The organism is Pseudoclavibacter sp. 13-3, assembly GCF_021168475.1.
Lineage (GTDB): Bacteria > Actinomycetota > Actinomycetes > Actinomycetales > Microbacteriaceae > Pseudoclavibacter_A.
The window spans coordinates 51,621-75,280 of sequence record NZ_JAJOZT010000004.1; the positions used below are offsets into that span (position 1 = coordinate 51,621).

General features: G+C 66.9%; 17 protein-coding genes. 6 read left to right on the forward strand and 11 right to left on the reverse strand.

Annotated elements, in window-relative coordinates; all coding sequences use genetic code 11:
• Positions 1-219: 219 nt before the first annotated feature.
• Genes tkt through pgl form a run of 6 tightly spaced genes read left to right on the forward strand, consistent with a single transcriptional unit; the run spans position 220 to position 8,627 of the window.
• Positions 220-2,364, forward strand: a complete 2,145-nt coding sequence (gene tkt / locus LRX77_RS07770; protein WP_231832344.1) for a transketolase — start codon at positions 220-222, stop codon at positions 2,362-2,364.
• 1 nt (position 2,365) lies between these two features.
• Positions 2,366-3,508 carry a transaldolase gene (gene tal, locus LRX77_RS07775; protein WP_231832345.1) on the forward strand — a complete coding sequence of 381 codons (1,143 nt, stop codon included), beginning with the start codon at positions 2,366-2,368 and terminating at the stop codon, positions 3,506-3,508.
• A complete protein-coding gene (locus LRX77_RS07780; RefSeq protein WP_231832346.1) occupies positions 3,505-5,304 on the forward strand; it encodes a glucose-6-phosphate isomerase in 1,800 nt (599 codons plus the stop codon). The genes tal and LRX77_RS07780 overlap by 4 nt, the downstream gene beginning before the upstream one ends.
• Complete coding sequence (zwf, locus tag LRX77_RS07785) at positions 5,301-6,875, forward strand: glucose-6-phosphate dehydrogenase (RefSeq protein WP_231832347.1); 1,575 nt, start codon at positions 5,301-5,303, stop codon at positions 6,873-6,875. The genes LRX77_RS07780 and zwf overlap by 4 nt, the downstream gene beginning before the upstream one ends.
• The gene (locus LRX77_RS07790) at positions 6,872-7,813 is read left to right on the forward strand and encodes a glucose-6-phosphate dehydrogenase assembly protein OpcA (protein WP_231832348.1); all 942 of its coding nucleotides are present in this window, start codon (positions 6,872-6,874) and stop codon (positions 7,811-7,813) included. Before zwf ends, LRX77_RS07790 begins: the two co-directional genes overlap by 4 nt.
• Before the next feature lie 4 nt (positions 7,814-7,817).
• Positions 7,818-8,627, forward strand: a complete 810-nt coding sequence (gene pgl / locus LRX77_RS07795; RefSeq protein ID WP_231832349.1) for a 6-phosphogluconolactonase — start codon at positions 7,818-7,820, stop codon at positions 8,625-8,627.
• Between the two features lie 32 nt (positions 8,628-8,659).
• Here pgl and LRX77_RS07800 read toward each other — a convergent pair whose 3' ends face one another.
• The 11 genes from LRX77_RS07800 to uvrB form a co-directional block, all read right to left on the reverse strand.
• Entirely contained in the window at positions 8,660-9,904 is a 1,245-nt protein-coding gene (locus LRX77_RS07800; protein WP_231832350.1) for a multidrug effflux MFS transporter, read from the reverse strand.
• 19 nt (positions 9,905-9,923) lie between these two features.
• Positions 9,924-10,172, reverse strand: a complete 249-nt coding sequence (gene secG / locus LRX77_RS07805; RefSeq protein WP_158031523.1) for a preprotein translocase subunit SecG — start codon at positions 10,170-10,172, stop codon at positions 9,924-9,926.
• A 102-nt stretch (positions 10,173-10,274) separates the two neighbouring features.
• The gene (gene tpiA / locus LRX77_RS07810; protein ID WP_269453784.1) at positions 10,275-11,171 is read right to left on the reverse strand and encodes a triose-phosphate isomerase; all 897 of its coding nucleotides are present in this window, start codon (positions 11,169-11,171) and stop codon (positions 10,275-10,277) included.
• A complete protein-coding gene (locus tag LRX77_RS07815; protein WP_231832351.1) occupies positions 11,168-12,388 on the reverse strand; it encodes a phosphoglycerate kinase in 1,221 nt (406 codons plus the stop codon). Before LRX77_RS07815 ends, tpiA begins: the two co-directional genes overlap by 4 nt.
• 8 nt (positions 12,389-12,396) lie before the next feature.
• Entirely contained in the window at positions 12,397-13,407 is a 1,011-nt protein-coding gene (gap, locus tag LRX77_RS07820) for a type I glyceraldehyde-3-phosphate dehydrogenase (RefSeq protein WP_231832352.1), read from the reverse strand.
• 247 nt (positions 13,408-13,654) lie between these two features.
• The gene (locus tag LRX77_RS07825; protein ID WP_231832353.1) at positions 13,655-14,275 is read right to left on the reverse strand and encodes a superoxide dismutase; all 621 of its coding nucleotides are present in this window, start codon (positions 14,273-14,275) and stop codon (positions 13,655-13,657) included.
• A gap of 178 nt (positions 14,276-14,453) precedes the next feature.
• Positions 14,454-15,416 (reverse strand): DNA-binding protein WhiA, encoded by a 963-nt coding sequence (gene whiA / locus LRX77_RS07830; RefSeq protein WP_231832354.1) that lies wholly within the window; start codon positions 15,414-15,416, stop codon positions 14,454-14,456.
• A 6-nt stretch (positions 15,417-15,422) separates the two neighbouring features.
• Positions 15,423-16,358: an RNase adapter RapZ gene (rapZ, locus tag LRX77_RS07835; protein WP_231832355.1), complete on the reverse strand. Its 936-nt coding sequence runs from the start codon at positions 16,356-16,358 to the stop codon at positions 15,423-15,425.
• Positions 16,336-18,276: an excinuclease ABC subunit UvrC gene (uvrC, locus tag LRX77_RS07840; RefSeq protein ID WP_231832356.1), complete on the reverse strand. Its 1,941-nt coding sequence runs from the start codon at positions 18,274-18,276 to the stop codon at positions 16,336-16,338. Before uvrC ends, rapZ begins: the two co-directional genes overlap by 23 nt.
• 2 nt (positions 18,277-18,278) lie before the next feature.
• Positions 18,279-21,344 (reverse strand): excinuclease ABC subunit UvrA, encoded by a 3,066-nt coding sequence (gene uvrA, locus LRX77_RS07845; protein WP_231832357.1) that lies wholly within the window; start codon positions 21,342-21,344, stop codon positions 18,279-18,281.
• 130 nt (positions 21,345-21,474) lie between these two features.
• The gene (gene uvrB, locus LRX77_RS07850; protein WP_231832358.1) at positions 21,475-23,610 is read right to left on the reverse strand and encodes an excinuclease ABC subunit UvrB; all 2,136 of its coding nucleotides are present in this window, start codon (positions 23,608-23,610) and stop codon (positions 21,475-21,477) included.
• Positions 23,611-23,660 lie beyond the last annotated feature (50 nt).

Below are 23,660 nucleotides of genomic sequence, written 5' to 3' on the forward strand. Positions count from 1 at the left end.
CGTGCACTCGGCCCCGCTGGGCAGGCTCAGACGCACAGGTTCTGTACAGTCTAAGGCAGGTGTCTGACAAGCGCCACGCTGCTTCCGCGCGCGTCGCGCGAGCCACGCTGTTCGCCGACGGCGGCTTCTCTATACTTGTTGCTGTCGTGCATGCACGGCCGGGTCTCTCTCGGCGCCTGCAGCAGCACGTCGCATCCCGAGATACCGAGGAGACCCCCAGTGGCGACTTTGCAGTGGAATGACACGGATCGAAAGGCAGTCGACACCGCGCGCGTGCTTGCTGCCGATGCCGTCGAGAAGATCGGGTCGGGGCATCCGGGCACGGCGATGAGCCTCGCCCCGGTCGCCTACCTGCTCTATCAGCAGTTTCTGCGGCATGATCCGTCTGACCCGAACTGGATCGGCCGTGACCGTTTCGTGCTGTCGCCGGGGCACACCTCGCTGACGCTGTACACCCAGCTCTTCTACTCCGGCTACGGTCTCGAGCTGAAAGACCTCGAGCAGCTGCGTGCTCCCGGGTCGCTGACCCCGGGTCACCCCGAGTACGGGCACACTCCGGGCGTCGAGATCACGACCGGCCCGTTGGGCCAGGGGCTCGCGAGCGCCGTCGGCTTCGCCTATGCGCAGCGCTACGAGCGCAGCCTGTTCGACCCTGAGACTCCTGCCGGGACGAGTCCGTTCGACCACACGATCTGGGTCATCGCCTCGGACGGCGACCTGCAGGAGGGCGTCACGAGCGAGGCCAGCTCTCTCGCAGGCAGCCAGGAGCTCGGCAACCTCGTCGTCATCTACGACGACAACCACATCTCGATCGAAGACGACACGAACATCGCGTTCAGCGAAGACGTTCTCGCGCGATACGAGTCGTACGGCTGGCACACACAGCGTGTGGACTGGACAGCCTCAGGCGAGTACCGCGAAGACATGCCGGCGCTCTTCGATGCGATGACGAGCGCGAAGGCAGAGACCAGGCGGCCTTCGATCATCGCCCTGCGCACCATCATCGGCTGGCCCAGCCCCAACAAGCAGAACACCGGCGGCATCCACGGCTCGAAGCTCGGCACTGACGAGCTTCGAGCCCTGAAAGTTCGCCTGGGCTTCGACCCCGAGCAGCACTTCGTCATCGACGACGACGTGCTCGCTCACGTCCGTGAGGTCCGAGACCGCGGTGCGGCGCTGCATCAGCGTTGGAACGCCGACTTCCAGGCCTGGCAGCAGCGCGAGCCCGAACGCGCTGCTCTGCTGCAGCGCCTGCAGCAGAGTCGGCTTCCCAGCGAGCTGCAGCAGGCGCTGCCAGAGTTCGAGGCCGGCACTGCGTTGGCCACTCGTGCCGCCAGCGGCAAGGTCATCAACGCGCTGGCGCCGCTGCTGCCAGAGCTCTGGGGCGGCTCGGCCGACCTCGCGGGGTCGAACAACACGACGATCGACGGCGCCGACTCCTTCGGCCCCGTCGACCGTGGCACCGACGCCTGGCACACGTCTCCCGGGGGGCGCGTGCTGCACTTCGGCATTCGCGAGCATGCCATGGCGTCGATTCTCAACGGCATCGTGCTGCATGGGCCGACCCGGCCGTTCGGCGGCACCTTCCTCATCTTCAGCGACTACCAGCGCCCCGCCCTGCGCCTGGCAGCGCTGATGGGGGTGCCCTCGATCTTCGTCTGGACGCACGACTCCATCGGCCTCGGCGAAGACGGCCCGACCCATCAGCCGGTCGAGCAGCTCGCCTCGCTGCGGGCGATCCCGGGGTTCACCGTGGTTCGCCCGGCCGACGCCAATGAGACGGCCTACGCCTGGCTCGGCATGCTCGGGCAGCGCAGTGGGCCGGCCGGCATCGTGCTCACCCGACAGGGGGTGCCGACGCTCGAACGGGCCGAGAGCCCCGTCGGCGACCAGCTGGCACCTGCCAGTGGCACGCTGCGCGGCGCATATGTGCTCGCCGAGGCACGCAGCGGCACTCCCGAGGTGATCCTCATCGCCACCGGCAGCGAGGTGCAGCTGGCACTGGAGGCCAGGCTGACCCTGGAGGACGAGGGCATCTCAACCCGCGTGGTCTCTGCGCCCAGCCTCGAATGGTTCGAGAACCAGGACGACGACTATCGCGAAAGCGTGCTGCCCCGCGGCATACACGCCCGAGTCTCGGTCGAGGCCGGAACCGCCCTCACCTGGCGTGGCATCGTCGGCGACTTCGGCCGCAGCGTGAGCCTGGAGCACTACGGTGCCTCGGCCGATGCCAAGACCCTCTTCACACAGTTCGGCATCACAGCCTCTGCGGTCGTCGAGGCCGCCCACAGCTCGATCAACGCCGCGCACGCCGCCAGACATCCCGCGGGGGCTGCCGCCGACGATCAGAATCAGGAGAACTGACATGACCACAGTCCCCGACATCCACGCGGCCGACGGGCCCCTCTCGGCACTCGGCGATCTCTCCGCTGCAGGGGTGAGCGTCTGGCTCGACGATCTCAGCCGATCTCGCATCCGCACCGGCGATCTGCAGCGCCTGATCGACACCCGTGACGTCGTCGGCGTCACGACCAATCCGAGCATCTTCGACGCCGCACTGACCGACGGGGCCGCATACGCCGAGCAGCTCGACGAACTGGCCGCAGCAGGCGCCTCCGCCGCCGATGCGGTGCGCCGGCTCACCTCGGTCGACGTCGCCGAGGCCGCCGAAGTGCTGCGTCCGATCTATGAGAGATCGAACGGTGTCGACGGCCGCGTCTCGATCGAAGTCGACCCGTTCCTCGCACATGACACCGAGGCAACCCTGTCGCAGGCGCGAGAGCTCTGGCACGACATCGCCCGTCCGAATCTGATGATCAAGATTCCCGGTACCGCTGAGGGGCTGCCCGCCATCGCCGATGCGACGGCTGCGGGCATCAGCGTCAACGTCACGCTGATCTTCGGCGTCGACCGGTATCGCGAGGTCATCAACGCCTACCTGGCAGGCCTGGAGCGCGCCCACGCCGATGGCATCGACATCTCGGGCATCCACTCGGTCGCCTCGTTCTTCGTCTCACGGGTCGACGTCGAGGTGAACAGGCGCCTCGACGCACTCGGCGTCAGCCACGACGAGGGCCTGCACAACACTGCTGCTCTCGCCAACGCGCGAGTCGCCTACCAGGCCTTCCTCGACTCGCTCGACACCGAACGCTGGCGCACGCTCGTCCGGCGCGGCGCCAACCTGCAGCGTCCGCTGTGGGCATCGACCGGGGTGAAGGATCCGACGCTGCCCGACACCACCTACGTGACCGGTCTGATCGCCGAGCACACGGTGAACACGATGCCCGAGAAGACCCTCGAGGCGACGTTCGACCACGGAATCGTGGGCGACGAGCGCATTCCCGACCAGGTCGAGGCGGCAGTCGCCCAGCTCGATCACCTCGCCGAAGTCGGTATCGACCTGCACGACGTGACCACCGTGCTCGAAGCCGAGGGCGTCACGAAGTTCACCGATGCCTGGACGCATCTGCTCACAACCGTCGAGACCGCTGTCAAGGAGCGCCGATGACCACCGCACGCAACATCCTCTCATCCGCACGTCCCCAGCATCCGCTGCACGTCGTCACGCCCGAGGCACTTGCCGATCGCGCCCGGCCGGCTCTGCAGCGATTGATCGACGAACGCTTCGCCACGCGTCTCGCCGCCGGCGACGCAGCGATCTGGGGCCCCGAGGCTCAACCCGAGGCCGCCAAACGGCTCGGCTGGGTGCACGCCGACGCCGTCAGCGCTCCCCTGGTCGACGAGATCCTGGCCCTGCGCGACCAGCTGCACGCCCAAGGCGTCGACCGCATCGTGCTCGCCGGCATGGGCGGGTCCTCTCTGGCGCCCGAGGTGATCACCATCGCCGCCGGTGTCACCCTGCACATTCTCGACACCACCGACCCGCAGCAGCTGCGTCGCGTGCTCGACCACGACATCGAACGCACGGCACTGGTCGTCTCGTCGAAGTCAGGCTCGACGCTCGAGACCGACTCGCAGCGTCGTGCCTTCGCCGCAGCCTTCACGGCTGCCGGGATCGATCCCGTCGAGCGCATCGTGATCGTGACCGATCCCGGTTCGCCGCTCGACGCACTCGCCCGCGAAGCCGGGCACCACGTCTTCAACGCCGACCCGAACGTCGGCGGCCGGTACTCTGCGCTGACCGCATTCGGCCTGGTTCCCTCCGGCCTCGCCGGTGCTGACATCGCCGGTCTGCTCACCGATGCACACGAGGCTCTCCCCGAGCTTCTCGCAGACGCCGAGTCGAACCCGGCGCTGCAGCTCGCCGCCGCGCTCGCGGCCGATCCCGCGCACGTCGACAAGTTCGCGGTGGCATGTGCAGACGCCGGCCGACTCGCCGACCTGCCGGCGTGGATCGAGCAGCTCGTCGCCGAGTCGACCGGCAAACTCGGTCGAGGCGTGCTGCCGATCGCCGTGAGCTCCGGCGAGTTCGAGGTCGCCGCCCCGGGCCGGCGCGGCTCGGCCGCCGCCGCACGACTCGCCGAGCTCACCGGAGCGCCCCAGGCGAACGGCGCCGCCGACGTGCTGCCCGTCGCGGTGGTGGACGCCCTGCCAGCGGCACCGGCCGACCACGCCGTCTGGGTGGCCGGCACACTGGGTGCGCAGTTCGTGACCTGGGAGATCGCCACGGCCGCCCTCGGCCTGCTGCTCGGCATCAATCCCTTCGATCAGCCTGACGTCGAGAGCGCGAAGGCCGCAGCACGCGACTTGCTCGAGCATCCCGTCGAGGGCGGCGCTCCGCTGCTGGTCGACGACACGCTCGCCCTCTTCGTTCCGGGCACCGACGAGGCGGCCGCCGCCGTGGCATCCGCGACCACGCTCGAGGGAGCGCTTCGTCGCCTGCTCGGCCAGGTCGATCCCGCGCTCGGCTACGTCGCCGTTCAGGTCTATGCCGACCGTGAGGGTCTGGCCGATCTCGGCGAGCGCCGCGGTCGCCTGGCGGCCGCTCTGCGTCGTCCGGTGACCTTCGGCTGGGGTCCGCGCTTTCTGCACTCCACCGGCCAGTATCACAAAGGCGGCCCCGCCGAGGGCGTCTTCCTGCAGCTCACCCGGGTGAGCGACGACGCGCTGCCCATTCCCGAGCGGCCGTTCGGCTTCGCCCAGCTCATTCGGGCGCAGGCCACCGGCGACGCCCAGGTGCTCGCGGCACACGGCCTGCCCGTCCTGCGCATCGAGGCCTCTGACGACGCAGGCCTGGCCCGCGCGCTGGACGCCGCGGTGCGGGTCGCCTCGCAGGTGACCGATGCTCGCGCCTCGCTCGGCACCGGCTCGTCGGTGCGTGACACGAACTCGCAGTCACGATGACCGTCGGCTCACGTGGTCCGTACGAACAGCTGGCGGCGCAATCGGCCGATCTGCAGCTGAACCCGCTGCGCACCAGCAACGACCGTCGTCTGCTGCGCATCGCGGGGCCGGCCGCGCTGGTGATCTTCGGCGTGACCGGCGACCTCGCCCAGCGCAAGCTGCTGCCGGCGATCTACGACCTCGCCAACCGCGGCCTGCTGTCGCCGGCGTTCAGCCTCGTCGGCTTCGGCCGTCGCGAGTGGAGCGATCAGCAGTTCGCCGAGTTCGTGCTCTCAGCGGTCAAGCACGGCGCACGCACTCCGTTTCGTCAGAAGGTCTGGGATCAGCTGGCCGCCGGCCTGCGCTTCGTGACCGGTGCCTTCGACGACCCAGACGCCTACATCGCGCTCGATGACACGCTCTCGGAGCTGAGCCACACCCGCGGCACCCGGGGCAACGCGGCGTTCTATCTGTCGATCCCGCCCCGCCACTTCTCAGCGGTCTGCGATCATCTGGCCCGGCAGGGGCTCGCCAACCATGACGACCAGACCTGGCGCCGTGTGGTCATCGAGAAGCCCTTCGGGCACGATCTGCGCAGCGCTCAGGCCCTGAACGCGGTCGTCGAGCGGGTGTTCGCGCCAGACGACATCTTCCGCATCGACCACTATCTCGGCAAAGAGACCGTGCAGAACATCCTGGCCTTCCGCTTCGCCAACTCGATCTTCGAGCCGCTCTGGAACGCCAACTACGTCGATCATGTGCAGATCACCATGGCCGAAGACATCGGCATCGGCGGCCGTGCCGGCTACTACGACGGCATTGGCGCAGCCCGCGACGTCATCCAGAACCACCTGCTGCAGCTGCTGGCGCTGACCGCGATGGAAGAGCCGACCTCGCTCACCCCTTCGGCCCTGCGCAGCGAGAAGATCAAAGTGCTGGGTGCACTCGGCCTGCCCGACGATCTGGCTGTGCACACGGCGCGAGGGCAGTACCTGGGCGGCTGGCAGGGAGGCCGTCAGGTGCGCGGCTATCTCGAAGAGGAGGGCATCGCGCCCGACTCCATCACCGAGACCTATGCCGCCTTCCGCGTCGACGTGCACACCCGCCGCTGGGCCGGCGTGCCCTTCTATCTGCGCGCGGGGAAACGCCTGGGACGACGGGTGACCGAGATCGCCCTCGTCTTCAAACAGATTCCGCAGCAGCTCTTCGGCACCCATCAGACCGCCGCGCTCGGCCCGAACGCGCTGGTCATCCGGGTGCAGCCCGAAGAGGGCATCACGCTGCGCTTCGGCTCGAAGGTGCCCGACACCAACATGACGGTGCGCGACGTGAGCATGGACTTCACCTACGGCCATTCGTTCGCCGAGGCCAGCCCAGAGGCGTACGAGCGGCTGATCCTCGACGTGCTGCTCGGCGACCCACCGCTCTTTCCCCGACACCGCGAAGTCGAGCTCGGCTGGCAGGTGCTCGACCCGATCGAGCAGTTCTGGGCGGCGAACGGCCGGCCTGAAGGCTACCGCGCCGGCACCTGGGGCCCGGCGAGCGCCGACCGCATGCTCACCGTCGACAGCAGGGAGTGGCGCCGCCCATGATCATCGATCTCACTGACACAGACACGACGTCGATCTCGAAGCGGCTGAGTCGAGAGCGCGAGGCGACCGGTTTCAGCGCGCTGGGACGCGTGCTCACGCTGGTCGTGATCGCACGGGCCGACGACGAGGCCCGAGCCATCGCAACCGCGGTCGCCGCATCGCAGGAGCATCCGATGCGGGTGCTCGTGCTGATTCCGCAGCCCGAGGCCGACACCGACCGGCTCGACGCCCAGCTGCGTCTGGGCAACGACACCGGGGCCAGCGAGGTCATCGTGATGCGAGCACGCGGGGCGGTGGCCTCGGCTCTCGACACGATCGTGATCGGTCTGCTGCTGCCCGATGCCCCGGTCGTGCTCTGGCTGGCCAACGGCGATGTGGATGCCCCGCTCGGGTCGCTCTCGGAGCTTGCCGCCCGCCGTGTCTCAGACGTGCGTCGCTGCAGCGATCCCGTCGGATCACTGCTCGACGCCGCCCGCACGTATCGACCGGGTGACACCGATTTGGCCTGGTCGCAGATCAGCGTGTTGCGGGCGCAGCTCGCCGCCACTCTCGATCAGCCGCCGCATCTGACCGTCACGGCCGCATCGCTCACCGGCAGCCCGAGTTCGCCGGAGTTCCTGCTGCTCGCCGCCTGGCTGGCGCTGCGACTCGGCGTGCCCGTGGCCATGCACGACTCGTCGTCTGCGCTGCCGGTGGCCGAGGTTCGGCTCTCTCGGACAGACGGAGACATCGTGCTCTGCGGCGATCCGGCCGCCGGCATGAGCAGGCTCACGCTGCCGGGGCTGCCCGAACAGCAGCTGCCGCTCACCCAGCGCACCGAAGCCGAGTGCCTCTCCGAAGAGCTGCGGCGACTCGATCAGGACCGCGTCTTCGGCGAAGTGCTGCGCGCCGGGCTGCCGCTCGTGCTCGAGACACGGGGTGACGATGACGACGCCTGAGCCCATGGCAGGCCCCGACGGCCGCCCGCCGCTCACGCACATTCAGGTGCCGAGCCTCGATGCCGGCGTGCTGGCTGCCACCGAGACGGTGCTGCGTCATGTCAGCGCGTTCACAGCCGGCCGCAGCACGGCCGATCGGTTCGACGGCTGGCCGAGCCTGTCGGCCGATGAGCCGGCGTCATCTCGCGCGTTCAATCTGGCGCTGACCGGTGGTACAGCCGGCTCTGCCGTGACGCAGTCGCTCGCCGAGCACGCCGAGGTCGACTGGTCGCAGGTGCATCTCTGGTACGGTGACGAACGCTGGGTGACCCGCGGCTCGGCCGAGCGCAACGACGTCGTGGCACTCGATGCACGGCACCGCCGTGCCGCCTTCGCCGAAGCCGAGCTGCATCGCATCGCCGCAGCCGACGACGGGCTCACCGTCGAGGGTGCCGCCTCGGCCTATGCCGTCGACCTGGCAGCCAACGTGCCCGTGCGCGACCCGCAGTCGGCGCTGCCCGCGCTCGACCTCGTACTCCTCGGCGTCGGTCCCGACGGACACGTCGCCTCGATCTTTCCCGATCACCAGAGCGCAGTCGCCGGCTCGGCCGACAGCCCCGCCAGCACCATCGCCGTACGCAGCAGTCCGAAGCCTCCCCCGACCCGGGTGTCGCTGACGCTCAGCACGATCCGCGCTGCCAGACACGTCGTGCTCATCGCCTGCGGAGACGAGAAGCGCGCGGCCGTGCGCGGCATCCTCGGCGACGCACCCCTGCCGGCTGCCCTGGCCCGAGGCCGGCGTTCGACGCTGCTCATCAGCACACCGCAGAGCTGACGCGACCGCACTGCGGGTGAGACACCGGCTGGTCAGTCGTGCGGCAGCGCGCGCGACTCTTTGGTGCAGAGGAGCGCCGAGGCGCCTGACACCAGCGCGCAGACGAGCATCACGGTCACCACGGTATCGAGCGAGACGCGACCCGTGATGGTCACCATCGGAGTGACGGCGGCCGCCAGAGCATACTGCGACGCGCCCATGAGTGCGGAGGCGATGCCGGCGCCGCGACGCTGACGGCCCAGTCCCAGCGCCGTGCTGTTGGCGATGATGACGGGAAACGGCGCCCCCGCGAGCGAGACCAGCACGAGCAGCGTCCAGAGCGCTGGCGCGCTGGACGCTGCAGCCGCATCTTTCATCGCGACTGGTGATGCCACGACGACGAACAGCGCGATGGCACAGATCGCTTCGAAGACGACAGCGGTCGTCAGCATGCGCCACATGCCCACACGTCGCACGAGGCGGGTGTTGAGCACGCCGGCGAGAAGCGTGCCGACCGCGAAGACCGCCATGCAGAACGAGAACTGGCGTTCGTCAAGCCCGTAGACCAGTTGCAGCACCACAGATGAGCTGGAGATCCAGGTGAAGAGCACGCCGAAGGCGAAGACCTGCATCAGGGTGAAACCGATGAAAGAGCGGTCGCGCGCGACGGTGCGGAGCGTGCTGCCGAGCTCGCGCACGCCGCCGCTCACCCGACCGGTGGCAGGCAGGGACTCCCCCAGGACGAAGGCGCTCGCGAACAGCATGAGAACAGCCACGCCGGTGAGCACCCAGAGCACGCCTCGCCAGCCGATGTGCGGAATGAGCAGACCGCCGGCGACCGGGGCGAGGACGGGTGCGAGACCGTTGACGATGCCGATGAAGCCGAAGAGTCGCGCCAGTTGCACTCCCCGGCTGACGTCACGGGCGATGGCACGACCGATGACGACGCCGGCGCACCCGCTGAATCCCTGGAGGAAACGCCAGATGCACAGCCAGACGATACTCGGCGACATCGTGGCGAACAGACTCGAGACGACGAAGAGCAGCCCGGCCACGAGCAGGGGACGACGCCGGCCGAGCATGTCGCTGGCCGGCCCCCAGAACAGCTGTCCGCCGCCCATGCCGAGCATGAAGAGCGAGAGGGTGAGCTGCACCGAGGCCTGAGAAGTCTGCAGGTCGCCAGAGACCAAGGGGAACCCCGGCAGGTACATGTCGGTCGCCAAGGGCGCGACCGTGCTGAGCAGCCCAAGCGCGCCGATCAGCGTCGGCCCGTATTTCGGGGCCGTGGAGTGCGTCACTGCGGAGCTGCGCGTGCGGTCAGATCTGACCGAAGCGGATCATGAGGCCGATGCCGACGATCGAGACGAACCAGAGCACCGAGACGACGACGGTGATGCGGTTCAGGTTGCGCTGGGCGACGCCAGACGCGCTGAGGCTGCTGGTGGTGCCGCCGCCGAACATGTCGCTCAGACCGCCGCCACGGCCCTTGTGCAGCAGGATGAGCAGCGTCAGCAGGATGCTGGTCACTGTCAGCAGCACATTGAGCACGATGATGAGAGCAGTCACGATGGCCTTTCGTCGTCAGGATGCCGAGCGCGGAGCCGGGCAACATCCGCCAGTATACCGGGGATGCCGCCCGAGGGCATCATCTTCGCGGGCGGCGGGTCGTCAGTCGGTGCGCACGTGGCGACGGAACTGAGCGATGCCCGCGAAGCTGGCGGCATCGAGGCTTGCGCCGCCCACCAGGGCACCGTCGATGTCGGGCTGCGCGAGGAAACCCGCGACGTTGTCGACGGCGACAGAACCGCCATAGAGGATGCGGGTGGCTGCCGCGAGGGCATCGGCGCGTTCGGCTCCCAGCGGCTCGCGCAGCGCCTCGCCCAAGGCCGTGCGCAGACGGCCGATGACCTCTTGGGCCTGTTGCGCCGTCGCCGCCTTGCCGCTGCCGATGGCCCACACCGGTTCATAGGCGATGACGATTTCGGGAATCTCACCGGCACCAGCGCGCCGCGCCAGCTCGGCGGCGAACTCTGAGACGGCGCCCTGCAGCTGGGCGACGGGCACTGCCGCCGGCCCCTTCGCCTCAAGATCTGCTGCTGTCTCACCGACGCAGATCAGCGGTATCAGCCCGTGGCGAATCGCCGCCAAGGCCTTGCGTCCGACCTGCGCGTCGTCTTCATGGTGGTACGAGCGCCGCTCGGAGTGGCCGACGATCGCGTACTTCGCATCGAGGCGCTGCAGGAAGGCACCGGAGATCTCGCCGGTGAATGCACCCTGGTCGTGCTCGGAGACATCCTGCGAGCCGAAGGTGATCGGCAGTCTGTCGGCCGCCACGAGAGACTGCACCGAGCGCAGGTCGGTGAACGGTGGAAAGACCGCAACCTCGACGTCGTCGAAGTCGTGATCGACGTCACGCAGCGTCCAGGCGACCTTCTGCACCAGCGCGATGGCGTGCAGATGGTCGATGTTCATCTTCCAGTTGCCCGCGATCAGCGGAGTGCGCTCATGGGTGGAGTGCGTCGGTGCTGAGCTGTCTTCGATTCGCTTGCTGTTGCGCAGACTCATTCAGCCGACCATCCCAGCACTTCGAGGCCGGGCAGCACCTTGCCCTCGAGCAGTTCGAGCCCAGCGCCGCCGCCGGTCGAGATGTGCCCGAAGTCACTCTCGGTGTAGCCGAAGGAGCGCGCGGCTGCGGCGGAGTCGCCGCCGCCGACGACGCTGTAGCCGTCGGTCTCGGTCAGGGCCTGGGCGACGATGCGGGTGCCGCTGGCGAAGGCCGCGAACTCGAACACCCCCATCGGACCGTTCCAGAACACGGTCTTCGACTGCCGGATGACCTCGGCGAACTGCTCGGCGGTCTCGGGGCCCAGGTCAAGCCCCATGACGTCGGCGCCGAGGTCGCTCGCCTCGATCGCGTCGACCGGAGTCACACGGTGTTCGGCGTCTTCGGCGAAATGATCGGCCACGACGATGTCGACCGGCAGCTCCAGGTGCACACCGAGGCGCTCGGCCTCGTCGAGATACCCGCGCACCGTATCGATCTGATCGGCCTCGACCAGGCTCTTGCCGATCTTCTCACCACGGGCCGCGAGAAACGTGTAGACCATTCCCCCACCGACCAGCAGATGATCTACTTTGGGCAGGAGGTTGTCGATGACGGCCAGCTTGTCTGAGACCTTCGCCCCGCCGAGCACGACGGTGTAGGGGTGCTCCGGTGAGCCGAGCAGATGCCCGAGCGCCTGCAGCTCGGTCTCGATGAGCAGCCCAGCGGCGTGCGGCAGCAGAGTGGCCAGCTCGTAGACGCTGGCCTGTTTGCGGTGAACGACGCCGAACCCGTCTGACACGAACGCGTCGCCGAATGCGGCGAGCTGTGCGGCGAATGCGAGACGCTCTTCAGCGTCTTTCGACGTCTCGGCAGCGTTGAAGCGCAGATTCTCGAGCAGGACGACGCCGCCCTCGCCCAGTTCGCCCACCTGCTGTCGGGCGGCGTCGCCGACGGTGTCGGTCGCGAACGCGACTTCGGTGCCGAGCAGCTCGGCCAGACGCACAGCCACCGGCTCGAGCGAGAGCTCGGGCACGATCTGCCCCTTCGGGCGGCCCAAGTGCGCCACGATGATCAGGCTGGCCCCGGCGTCGAGCAGCCGACGGTACGTCGGCAGCGACGCGCGGATGCGGCCGTCATCGGTGATGGCACCGTCTTTGAGCGGAACGTTGAGGTCGCTGCGCACGATGACGCGGCGGCCGGCGAGCGAGCCGAGCGATTCAATCGTCTTGAGAGACATGTGCGCGCTCAGCCCAGCTTCGATGCGACGAGCTTGGTCAGGTCGACGACGCGGCTGGAGTACCCGAACTCGTTGTCGTACCAGCCGACGAGCTTCACCGTGCTGCCCACGACCCGCACCAGGGGTGCGTCGAAGACGGTCGAGTAGCTGTTACCGACGATGTCGCTCGAGACGATGGGAGCCTCGCTGTACTGCAGATAGCCCTTGAGCGTCGTCTCGGCCGCCTCGCGGTACACGGCGAGGATGTCGTCGACCGTCACCGGCTTCGACGACTCGATCGTCACGTCGGTCAGTGAGCCGTCGGGCACCGGCACGCGCACGGCGTAGCCGTCGAGCTTGCCTTTGAGCTCTGGGATGACGAGGCCGATGGCCTTGGCGGCGCCGGTCGTGGTCGGCACGATGTTGATCGCGGCCGCACGAGCACGACGCAGGTCTTTGTGCTTGGAGTCGACGAGGCGCTGATCGCCGGTGTAGGCGTGCACGGTGGTCATGAGACCGCGTTCGATGCCGAAAGTGTCGAGGAACGGCTTCAGCAGCGGCGCGAGGCAGTTCGTCGTGCACGACGCGTTCGAGATGACGTCGTGGCGCTCGGGGTCGTAGAGATCGTCATTGACACCCATCACGAACGTGGCGTCTTCGTGCTTGGCCGGAGCCGTGATGATGACCTTCTTGGCCCCCGCCTCGATGTGGCCTCGGGCGTTGTCGGCGTCGTTGAACTTGCCGGTGCCCTCGATCACGATGTCGACGCCCTGATCGCCCCAGCCGAGCTCGCGAGGATCGCGCGAGCTGAGCGCGGTGATCTCACGGCCGTCGACGATGAGCCTGCCGGGAGCCGTCTCGACCTCGTGGTCCCAGATGCCGTGCACGGAATCGTATTTGAGCAGATGAGCCTGGGTCTCCAGGTCGCGGAGGTCGTTCGCGGCGACGATCTCGAAATTGGTGTCCTGCTGGTCGAGGGCCGCACGCAGGACAGTCCTGCCGATGCGACCGAATCCGTTGATCCCAACCCGAACTGTCACGAGCGTTCTCCTTCGATGCTTCGATGCGTCACGTATGCGACGGGAGATGCCCCGCCGCACCTATTCTACTGAACTCCGTCCGCATCCGCCGTCCGGACGCGCGACGAGGTCGACGACCGCAGCGGCGCCGATGCCCGAAACGCGAAGCACCCCACAGCATCCGTCGGATGCGTGGGGTGCTCGGTCGACCGGGAGTGTCTCTCGGCCTGTGGGCTCAGACGGTGGTTCGCCTCGAGCCTTCGAAAGGTCAGAGGGTGATGATGCCCTGGGTGCCGGTCTTGGCGGCCGCGAAGCGCTCGGCGACGTTCTGCCAGTTCGCGATGTTCCAGATGGCCTTGACGTAGTCGGCCTTCACGTTCAGGTAGTCGAGGTAGAAGGCGTGCTCCCACATGTCGACCAGGAACACCGGCACGGTCGCCGCAGCGTGGTTCGACTGGTGATCGTGCAGCTGCTCGATGATCAGGCGCTGACCGAGGCTGTCCCATGACAGGGCCGCCCAGCCCGAGCCCTGGATGCCCAGAGCCGCGGCCGCGAACTGCGCCTGGAAGTTCTCGAACGAGCCGAAGAACTCGGTGATGGCGGCGTCGAGCTCGCCCTCGGGACGCTGTGTGTCGGGGCCGAGATTGGTCCAGAAGATGGTGTGGTTGACGTGACCGGCCAGGTTGAAGGCGAGGTCTTTCTCCAGCTGGTTGATGTCGCCGTAGCTGCCGCCTGCGCGAGCGGCCTCAAGCTTCTCGAGTGCGCCGTTGGCGCCCTTGACGTAGTTCGCATGGTGCTTGTCGTGATGCAGCTCCATGATCTTTCCGCTGATCGACGGCTCCAGCGCCGAGTAATCGTAGGGAAGATCGGGAAGGGTGTAGACAGACATGACAACTCCTCACAGTTCACAGATGAGACGGTCGAGACCGACCGTCCTGTGTGCGAGTGTACTCAGCTGCGGCTGTGAAAACCGTCCGAGACGCGCAAAGTCGGGTGACGTTCACTGACCGCGAAACGCGTGTTCGGTCAATCGCTTTCAGACAGCGCTGACCCTGCACGAAGGCCGATCAGCGCACGCTGTCTGGCACGTTCGCCTCGGTGCCGGGCACGCCGAGATCCTTGGCCCGGCGATCTGCCATCGCGAGCAGTCGACGGATGCGACCGGCCACGGCATCCTTCGTCAGCACCGGGTCGGCGAGACGACCCAGCTCGTCGAGACTCGCCTGACGGTGCTGCAGGCGCAGGTCGCCCGCCTGCCGGAGGTGATCGGGGATGTCATCGCCGAGGATCTCGAGCGCCCGCTCGACACGTGCGCTCGCCGCGACCGCCGCCTGAGCAGAACGACGCAGGTTCGCGTCGTCGAAGTTCACCAGCCGGTTGACGTTGGCTCGCACCTCACGGCGATGGCGCACTTCTTCCCATTCTTCGAGCGTGTTCGTCGCGCCGAGCAGCCGCAGCATGGTCGAGATGGCCTCAGGCTCGCGCACTACGACTCGGTGCGAGCCGCGGATCTCACGCGCCTTCGAGACGACGCCGACACGACGCGCCGTGCCGACGAGGGCCATCGCGGCCTCGGCGACCGGGCAGACCACCTCAAGCGCAGAGCTGCGGCCGGGATCGCTCAACGAACCCGCTGCGAGGAAGGCTCCTCGCCACACGGCGCAGGAGATCTCGGGAGAGCCGTTGACCAAAGCGCTGGGCAGACCGCGCACCGGGCGGTTGCGAGCGTCGGTCATGCCGGTCTGTCGAGCGAGGATCTCTCCTCCGCGAGGAATGCGCAGCACGTATTCGCCGGGCGCCCCGACGCTCTCGACCAGCTGTGCCGGCGCACCGTAGAGTTCGGCCAGACCGCGCCGCACTCGTTCGGTGAGCTCAGCCGAGTCGAGCACGACCTCGATGACGATGTGACCGGAGATATGATGCAGACCGCCCGCGAAACGCAGCAGACTGGCGAGCTCAGCTGCGCGCAGTCGACCGGTCGGGTATCGGTGCCTCATGAGCTCCTGTTTGACTTGGGCTGTCAGTGGCACCGCGGGTCATTCCTTTCCAAGGTCTCTGTGTGTGACTTCGACGGTGAGATCTGGGTGTTTGCGCAGTCTGCGCGCCATCTCGTTCGCCGTGGCCACCGAGCGATGCTTTCCTCCTGTGCATCCGAAGGCGAACATCGCGTGACGTTTGTTCTCACGCAGGTACCCGTCTATCACCGTGCTCAGCACACGCTCGTAGTCACTCAGGAACTCCTGTGCTCCTGGCTGGCCGAGCACATATTCTCTCACATCGTCGTCGGTGCCGGTGTGCGCTCGAAGCTCTTCGACCCAGAACGGATTCGGCAGAAAGCGCATGTCGGCCACCATGTCTGCGTCGAGCGGAATGCCGTATTTAAAGCCGAAGCTGGTGATCGTGACGGTGACGGTATCGGCTTGGTCACCGCCGAAGAGGTCGAAGGCGCGATTGGTCAGCTGATGCACGTTGAGACCGGTGGTGTCGATGATCGTGTCGGCACGACCGCGCAGGCCGACGAGCAGCTGCCGCTCGGCACGGATGCGTTCGACGAGAGTGCCGCCGCTCTGCAGGGGGTGCGGGCGCCGCACCTTCTCGAAGCGGCGCACCAGCTCGGCCTCGCTCGCCTCGAGATAGACCACCCGGATCGGCACGGCGAGACCGTTGAGCGCGTCCAGCTGCGCGTCAAGATCGCTGAACACGGTGCCGCCGCGCACGTCGATGACCACCGCCAGACGTCGAATCTCGTGCTCTCCGTCTTCGACGAAGTGCGCCAGCGGCACCAGCATCTTGGGCGGGAGGTTGTCGATGACGTACCAGCCCATGTCTTCGAGGGCGTTGGCGACTGTCGACCGGCCGGCCCCGGAGAGCCCGGTCAGGATCAGGAACTCGTTGCGCTCTGAGCTCGGCTGTTCGCCTTCGGACGTCGCAGAGTCCGTCTGCACGGGGTCACTCTGCACTGTCTCGCTCACGCTCGCCTTCATGTTCATCAACCTTAGCCCGATTGCGGTGCTGCCATTCGGCAAGTCTCTGAGCCGTCGTCTCGCCGATGCCGGGCACGGCACAGAGCTCTTCGATGCCAGCCTCGGCCACACGGGCCGGTGAACCGAAGTGGCGCAGCAGGTCGCGTGCACGACGGTCGCCGATGCCCGGCACGGCGGCGAGGTCGGTCTCATACGCTTTGGTGCGAGAGCTGCGCTGATAGGTGATCGCGAATCGATGGGCCTCGTCGCGGATGCGCTGCACCATGAACATGGCCTCGCTGTTGCGCGGCAGGATCACCGGGTAGTCGTCATCCGGCGTCCAGAGTTCTTCGAGACGCTTGGCGATGCCGGCCAGGGCGATGCGGTCGGCGAAGCCGTGTTCTTCGAGCGCACGTTTCGCGGCCGCCACCTGGGGTGCACCACCGTCGACGATGATGAGACTCGGAAAGTACTGGAACGAATTCTGCCGGGGATCTCGCGGCGCGGCCGTTGGCGAGCCCGCGGGGCTTTCCTGCTCGCGCAGATGTGCGAGCCGGCGCGAGATGACCTGGTGGATCGATGCCGTGTCATCGTTGGTGCCCACGATCGAGAACTTGCGGTAGTCCCGCTTCTTGGGCAGGCCGTCTTCGAAGACGACCATGGAGGCCACGACATCGGTGCCGCCGAGATGGGAGATGTCGTAGCACTCCATGCGCAGCGGCGCCTCGCTCATGCCCAGCGCCTGTGCGATCTCGTTCAGTGCGCTGCTGCGCGCCACATAGTCGCTGGCACGCTTCATCTTGTACTGACGCAGCGCCTCAGCGGCGTTCGTGGTGACCGTCTGCTGCAGCGAGAGCTTCTCACCGCGCTGCGGCACCCGCAGATGGACCGGACCGCCCCGCCGACGTTCGAGCAGCTCGGTGACGGCCTCGGCATCAGCCGGCATCTCGGGCAGCAGGATCTGCACCGGCACCGTCAGGGGGCGATCCGCGTCATCGAGATAGACGTGCTGCAGCGCCTGCGCCAGAAACTCGTCGTCGGGCATCTCGAGCTCTTTGTCGATCAGCCACGTGCGCACCCCGCGGATGCGCCCGCCACGCACCATGAAGACGTGCACGGCGGCGTGCAGGTCGTCGTCGCTGATGCCGAGCACGTCGGCGTTCTCGTGGTCTGAGAGCACGACCGCTGTCGCCGCGAGCACCGAGTCGAGGGCCTGCAGCTGGTCGCGCAGCCTGGCCGCCTGTTCGAACTCGAGATCGTCGCTGGCCCGCTGCATGCGCTGACGCAGGTCGCGGATGTAGGTCTGGTCCTGGCCTGCCATGAAGCGGATCACGTGCTGCGCGGTCTCGCGGTGCTCGTCGATCGAGACGCGACCGACGCAGGGGGCCGAGCACTTGCCGATGTCGCCGAGCAGGCAGGGCTTGCCCATGCGCTGGGCGCGTTTGAGCGTCGACGTCTTGCAGCTGCGCATCGGGAACACTTTGAGCAGCGAGTCGATGGTCGAGCGCAGGTCGTAGACCTTCACGTACGGCCCGAAGTAGCGGTCGCCCTTCTTGTGCCGCCCGCGCGTGATCGTGACCCGAGGAATCTCTTCGGACATGGTGACCGCGAGGTAGGGGTACGACTTGTCGTCTTTGAACTGCACGTTGAACGGCGGGTCGAACTCTTTGATCCACGTGTATTCGAGCTGCAGCGCCTCGAACTCGCTGCCCACGATCGTCCACCGTAGCTCGCGGGCGGTGGTGACCATGCGCCGGGTGCGCTCGTGCAGGGTGTGCAGCGGCGCGAAGTAGCTGCTCAGCCGCGCGCGCAGGTTCTTCGCCTTGCCGACATAGATCACGCGGCCGTTGACGTCGAGCCATCGGTACACGCCCGGCTTCGACGGGATGTCGCCCGTGCGCGGCCGCCATGAGATGTCTTCGGCCAAGGTCAGTCGGTCTTTCCGGCAGAACTCGTCGCCCTGCTCTTCGTCACGGGCTTCGCGGCCGCGCGGTCGAAGATCTCGGCCAGGAACGCCCCGGTGTGACTCTCGGGCACCCGTGCGATCTCTTCCGGGGTGCCCTCGGCGACGACCGTGCCGCCTCCGGAACCGCCTTCGGGACCCATGTCGATGATCCAGTCGGCGCTCTTGATCACATCGAGGTTGTGCTCGATCACGATCACCGTGTTGCCCTTGTCGACGAGTTCGCGCAGCACGATGAGCAGCTTGCGCACGTCTTCGAAGTGCAGCCCGGTGGTGGGCTCGTCGAGCACGTAGACGCTGCGCCCGTTCGAGCGTCGCTGCAGCTCGGTGGCCAGCTTGACGCGCTGGGCCTCGCCACCCGAGAGCGTGGTGGCGCTCTGGCCGAGAGTCACGTAGCCGAGTCCGACGTCGACCAGCGTCTTCATGTAGCGGTGGATGCTGTTGATCGGTTTGAAGAACTCGGCGGCTTCGGCGACGGACATGTCGAGCACTTCGGCGATGTTCTTGCCCTTGTAGTGCACAGCCAGCGTGTCGCGGTTGTATCGGGCGCCGTGACAGACCTCGCAGTCGACGTAGACGTCGGGCAGAAAGTTCATCTCGATCTTGAGCGTGCCGTCACCGTTGCAGGCCTGGCAGCGGCCTCCTTTGACGTTGAACGAGAATCGGCCGGGCAGATATCCGCGGGCCTGCGCCTCAGGCGTCTGGGCGAAGAGCTTGCGAATCTGATCGAAAACGCCGGTGTAGGTGGCCGGGTTCGACCTGGGCGTGCGGCCGATCGGGCTCTGGTCGACGTGCACCACTTTGTCGAGCTGAGAGATACCGGTTATGCGGGTGTGCTTGCCGGCCACGTTGCGCGCGTGGTTGAGCTTCTGCGCGAGCACTCGATAGAGAATGTCGTTGACCAGCGTCGACTTGCCCGAACCGCTGACCCCGGTCACCACGGTCATCACGCCGATCGGAAAGCTCACGTCGACGTCGCGCAGATTGTTCTCGCGAGCGCCCACCACCGAGATCTGCCGCTGCTTCGAGGTGCGGTGCCGCTTCTCAGGCAGGGGGATGCTGCGACGCCCAGCCAGATAGTCTCCCGTGATCGAGTCGCGGTTCTGCAGCAGCGCCTCGTAGCTGCCCGAGTGGATCACCCGGCCGCCGTTGACCCCCGCCCCCGGGCCGATGTCGACGATCCAGTCGGCCGCCTGAATGGTCTCTTCGTCGTGCTCGACCACCAGCAGCGTGTTGCCGAGATCTCGCAGCTTGCGCAGTGTGGCGATCAGTCGTCGGTTGTCGCGCTGGTGCAGGCCGATCGAGGGTTCGTCAAGCACGTAGAGCACGCCGGTCAGGCCCGATCCGATCTGCGTCGCCAGGCGGATGCGCTGGGCCTCACCGCCAGAGAGCGTTCCGGCCGTGCGTGAGAGCGAGAGGTAGTCGAGGCCGACTTCGAGCAGAAAATCGAGTCGGGCACGCACCTCGCGCAGCACCGGCTCTGCAATCGCCGTCTCACGCTGGCCGAGACGCAGGCGGCCGAAGAACTCGGCGGTCTGGTCGAGCGGCATCTTGACGACGTCCCAGATGCTGCGGCCGCCGACCTTGACCGCGAGGACCTCGGGCTTGAGGCGGGCACCGTGGCACACGGCACAGGGCACCTCGCGCAGATACGGCTCGTAGCGGTCGCGCTGAGCATCGCTCTCGGCTTCGAGCCAGTGCCGGTGCACATAGGGCAGCACGCCCTCGAAGCCGCTCGTGTACTTGATCTCGCGTCCGAAGCGGTTGCGGTAACGCACCTTGACGTTGAAGTCTTTGCCGTTGAGCACCAGTGCCCGCGCCGTCGCACTGAGCTTGTGCCACGGCGTGTCGAGCGAGAAGCCGTTCTCATCTGCCAGGCCTTCGAGCACGTGCTCGAAGAAGTGCGAGAGACCTTTGCTCTGCGTGCTCCACGGCAAAATCGCTCCGTCGTGAATCGATGCCTCTGGGTCTCCGATGACCAGATCTTCGTCGACACTCATCGCAGTGCCGAGACCGGAGCACTCCGGGCAGGCGCCGAAGGGCGCGTTGAACGAGAAGGTGCGCGGCTCGAAGTCGGTGACGGTGATGGTGTGCCCGTTCGGGCATGAGAGATCCTCGCTGAAGACACGCTGGCCCTCCCCCGGCTCGTCGTCATCAGGACGATCGACGAAATCGGCGATCACCAGGCCATCCGCTGCTTTCAGCGCCGTCTCGACCGAATCGGTCAGTCGTGTGCTGATGCCGGGCCGCGCCACGAGGCGGTCGACGACCACTGAGATGTCGTGCTTGTACGTCTTCTTCAGCTTGGGCGCCTCAGAGAGCTGCACGGTCTCGCCGTCGACGACCGCCCGGGCGAAGCCCTGGGCCTGGAGATCGGCGAGCAGGTCGACGAACTCGCCCTTGCGCTGACGCACGACCGGCGCGAGCACCTGGAAGCGGGTGCCCTCGGGAAGCTTGAGCAGCTCGTCGACGATCTGCTGCACCGTCTGACGCTGCACCACCGCATCACAGACCGGGCAGTGCGGCGTGCCCGCGCGGCTGAAGAGCAGTCTCAGGTAGTCATAGATCTCGGTGATGGTGCCCACGGTCGATCGCGGGTTGCGATTCGTCGACTTCTGATCGATCGAGACCGCCGGGCTCAGCCCCTCGATGAAGTCGACGTCTGGGCGGTCGACCTGCCCGAGGAACTGACGCGCGTAGGCCGAGAGGCTCTCGACATAACGGCGCTGGCCCTCGGCGAAGATGGTGTCGAAGGCGAGCGACGATTTGCCCGAACCGCTGAGCCCGGTGAAGAGCACCAGCGAGTCGCGGGGAAAGCTCACGTCGATGTTGCGCAGGTTGTGCACCCGGGCGCCACGCACCTCGATGCGGTCGTTGGGTCGTCTGAGGGTATGACCCGAATGCGAGCTGTGTGCCTCATCGGCTGACTGCTCATGCGTGTCGGCCGGTCGCGCGGCGCGAGTCTGCGCTGTCGTGTCGCTGTGAGGGGATGCGCCGCCGTTCTGTGCGCTGGTGCTGACCTGATGCGTCATGGTGCTCTTCTTCGTATGGTCGTCGGTGCTGCAGGGTGGAGTTGCGGGAATGCCGTGGTCGAGCGGCTCGATCTATGTGTGCGCCGTCATGCCGCACCGTGTGATGCGGGTGCGTCCTGGGACGTCATGCTCATCGGAGGTCGGCCTTCTGCACGCTGCGCAGTTCGCTCTTCACGTCTTTGAGCTCGTCGCGCAAGCGCGCCGCCAGTTCGAACTGCAGCTCTTTGGCCGCCTGGAGCATCTGCTCGTTGAGCTCTGCCGCCAGCTTCGAGAGCTCCTCGATGCCGTGAGCGTCTTCGAACCGAGGTGCCGGACCGGTATCACCGGCGGAGCCGATCGAGGTCTCGACCCCGACTGCATCGGCCGTCCTCTGATGGCCGCGGCCGTGCTTGGCGGCGCCCCGAGCTCTGCGCCCGTGACCGGACATGAGCTCTTGGGTGTCTTGGTCTTCGCGGATGATCTGGTCGGTGATGTCGGCGATCTTCTTGCGCAGCGGCTGGGGGTCGATGCCGTGGTCGTCGTTGTACTGCTTCTGGATCTCGCGGCGCCGATTCGTCTCTTCGATGGCGCGACGCATCGAGTCGGTGACGGTGTCGGCGTACATGTGCACCTCGCCGCTGACGTTTCGCGCGGCTCGACCGATCGTCTGCACGAGCGAAGTGGTGGAACGCAGGAACCCCTCTTTGTCGGCATCGAGGATGGCGACCAGGCTGACCTCTGGAAGGTCGAGACCCTCTCTGAGCAGATTGATGCCGACGAGCACGTCGAAGGTGCCGCGTCGCAGCTCGGTGAGCAGCTCGACTCGGCGCAGCGTGTCGACGTCTGAGTGCAGGTATTCGACCCGCACGCCGTTGTCAGCGAGGAACTCGGTGAGGTCTTCGGCCATCTTCTTGGTGAGCGTCGTGACCAGCACCCGCTCGTCGCGGTCGACGCGCAGTCTGATCTGCTCGAGCAGGTCGTCGATCTGACCCTTGGACGGTTTGACCACGACGAGCGGGTCGAGCAGCCCGGTCGGGCGGATGATCTGCTCGACCACGCCGTCGGCATGCGACAGCTCGTACTGGCCGGGTGTCGCCGAGAGGTAGACGGTCTGACCGACCCGGTCTTCGAACTCGTTCCACCGCAGCGGGCGGTTGTCCATCGCACTGGGCAGACGGAAGCCGTGCTCGACGAGCGTGCGCTTGCGAGAGGCGTCGCCCTCGTACATGCCGCCGATCTGCGGCACCGTCACATGAGACTCGTCGATGACGGTCAGAAAGTCATCGGGAAAGTAGTCGAGCAGACAGTGCGGGGGCTCGCCGGGCGCACGCCCGTCGATGTAGCGCGAATAGTTCTCGATGCCGCTGCAGAAGCCGATCTGCTCGAGCATCTCGAGGTCGTAGCTGGTGCGCATCTTCAGTCGCTGGGCCTCGAGCAGCTTGTTCTGCTTCTCGAACTCGTGCAGCCGCACGTCGAGGTCGTCCTGGATCTCGCCGATGGCGCGCCGCATCGTCTGGTCGCTCGCGACGTAGTGCGATGCCGGAAAGATCGCGACGGCGTCTTCGGTCTTCAGAATCTCACCGGTCAGCGGGTGCAGCGATGAGAGCGACTCGACCTCGTCGCCGAAGAGCTCGATGCGAATCGCGTGCTCGTCATAGACCGGGATGATCTCGATGGTGTCTCCGCGGACCCGGAAGTTGCCGCGCACGAACTCGACGTCGTTGCGCTTGTACTGCATGTCGAGAAAACGGTGCACGAGCTCGTCTCGATCGATGCGGTCGCCCACGTGCAGCGGCAGCATCGCCTGCAGGTATTCGTCTGGTGTGGCCAGACCGTAGATGCACGACACGGTCGAGACCACGACCACATCTCGCCGGCTCAGCAGAGAGCGCGTCGCCGAGTGGCGCAGTCGTTCGACCTCGGCGTTGACCGAGGAGTCTTTCTCGATGAAGGTGTCAGTCTGTGGCACGTAGGCCTCGGGCTGATAGTAGTCGTAGTACGAGACGAAGTACTCGACGGCGTTGTGCGGCAGCAGCTCGCGAAACTCATTGGCGAGCTGGGCCGCCAGCGTCTTGTTGTGCGCGAGCACGAGCGCGGGTCGTTGCAGGCGTTCGATGAGCCACGCAGTCGTCGCGGACTTGCCGGTGCCGGTCGCACCGAGCAGCACGACGTCACGCTCGCCGTCGCGAAGACGACGCACGAGTTGGTCGATCGCCTGAGGCTGATCGCCGGAGGGCTGGTACGGGCTGACGACCTCGAACGGTCGCACTTCACGGGTCGGCTGCACGCTGACAGTCTAGTCGCAGAAACGCCAGAGATCGAACCTATGTTCGAATG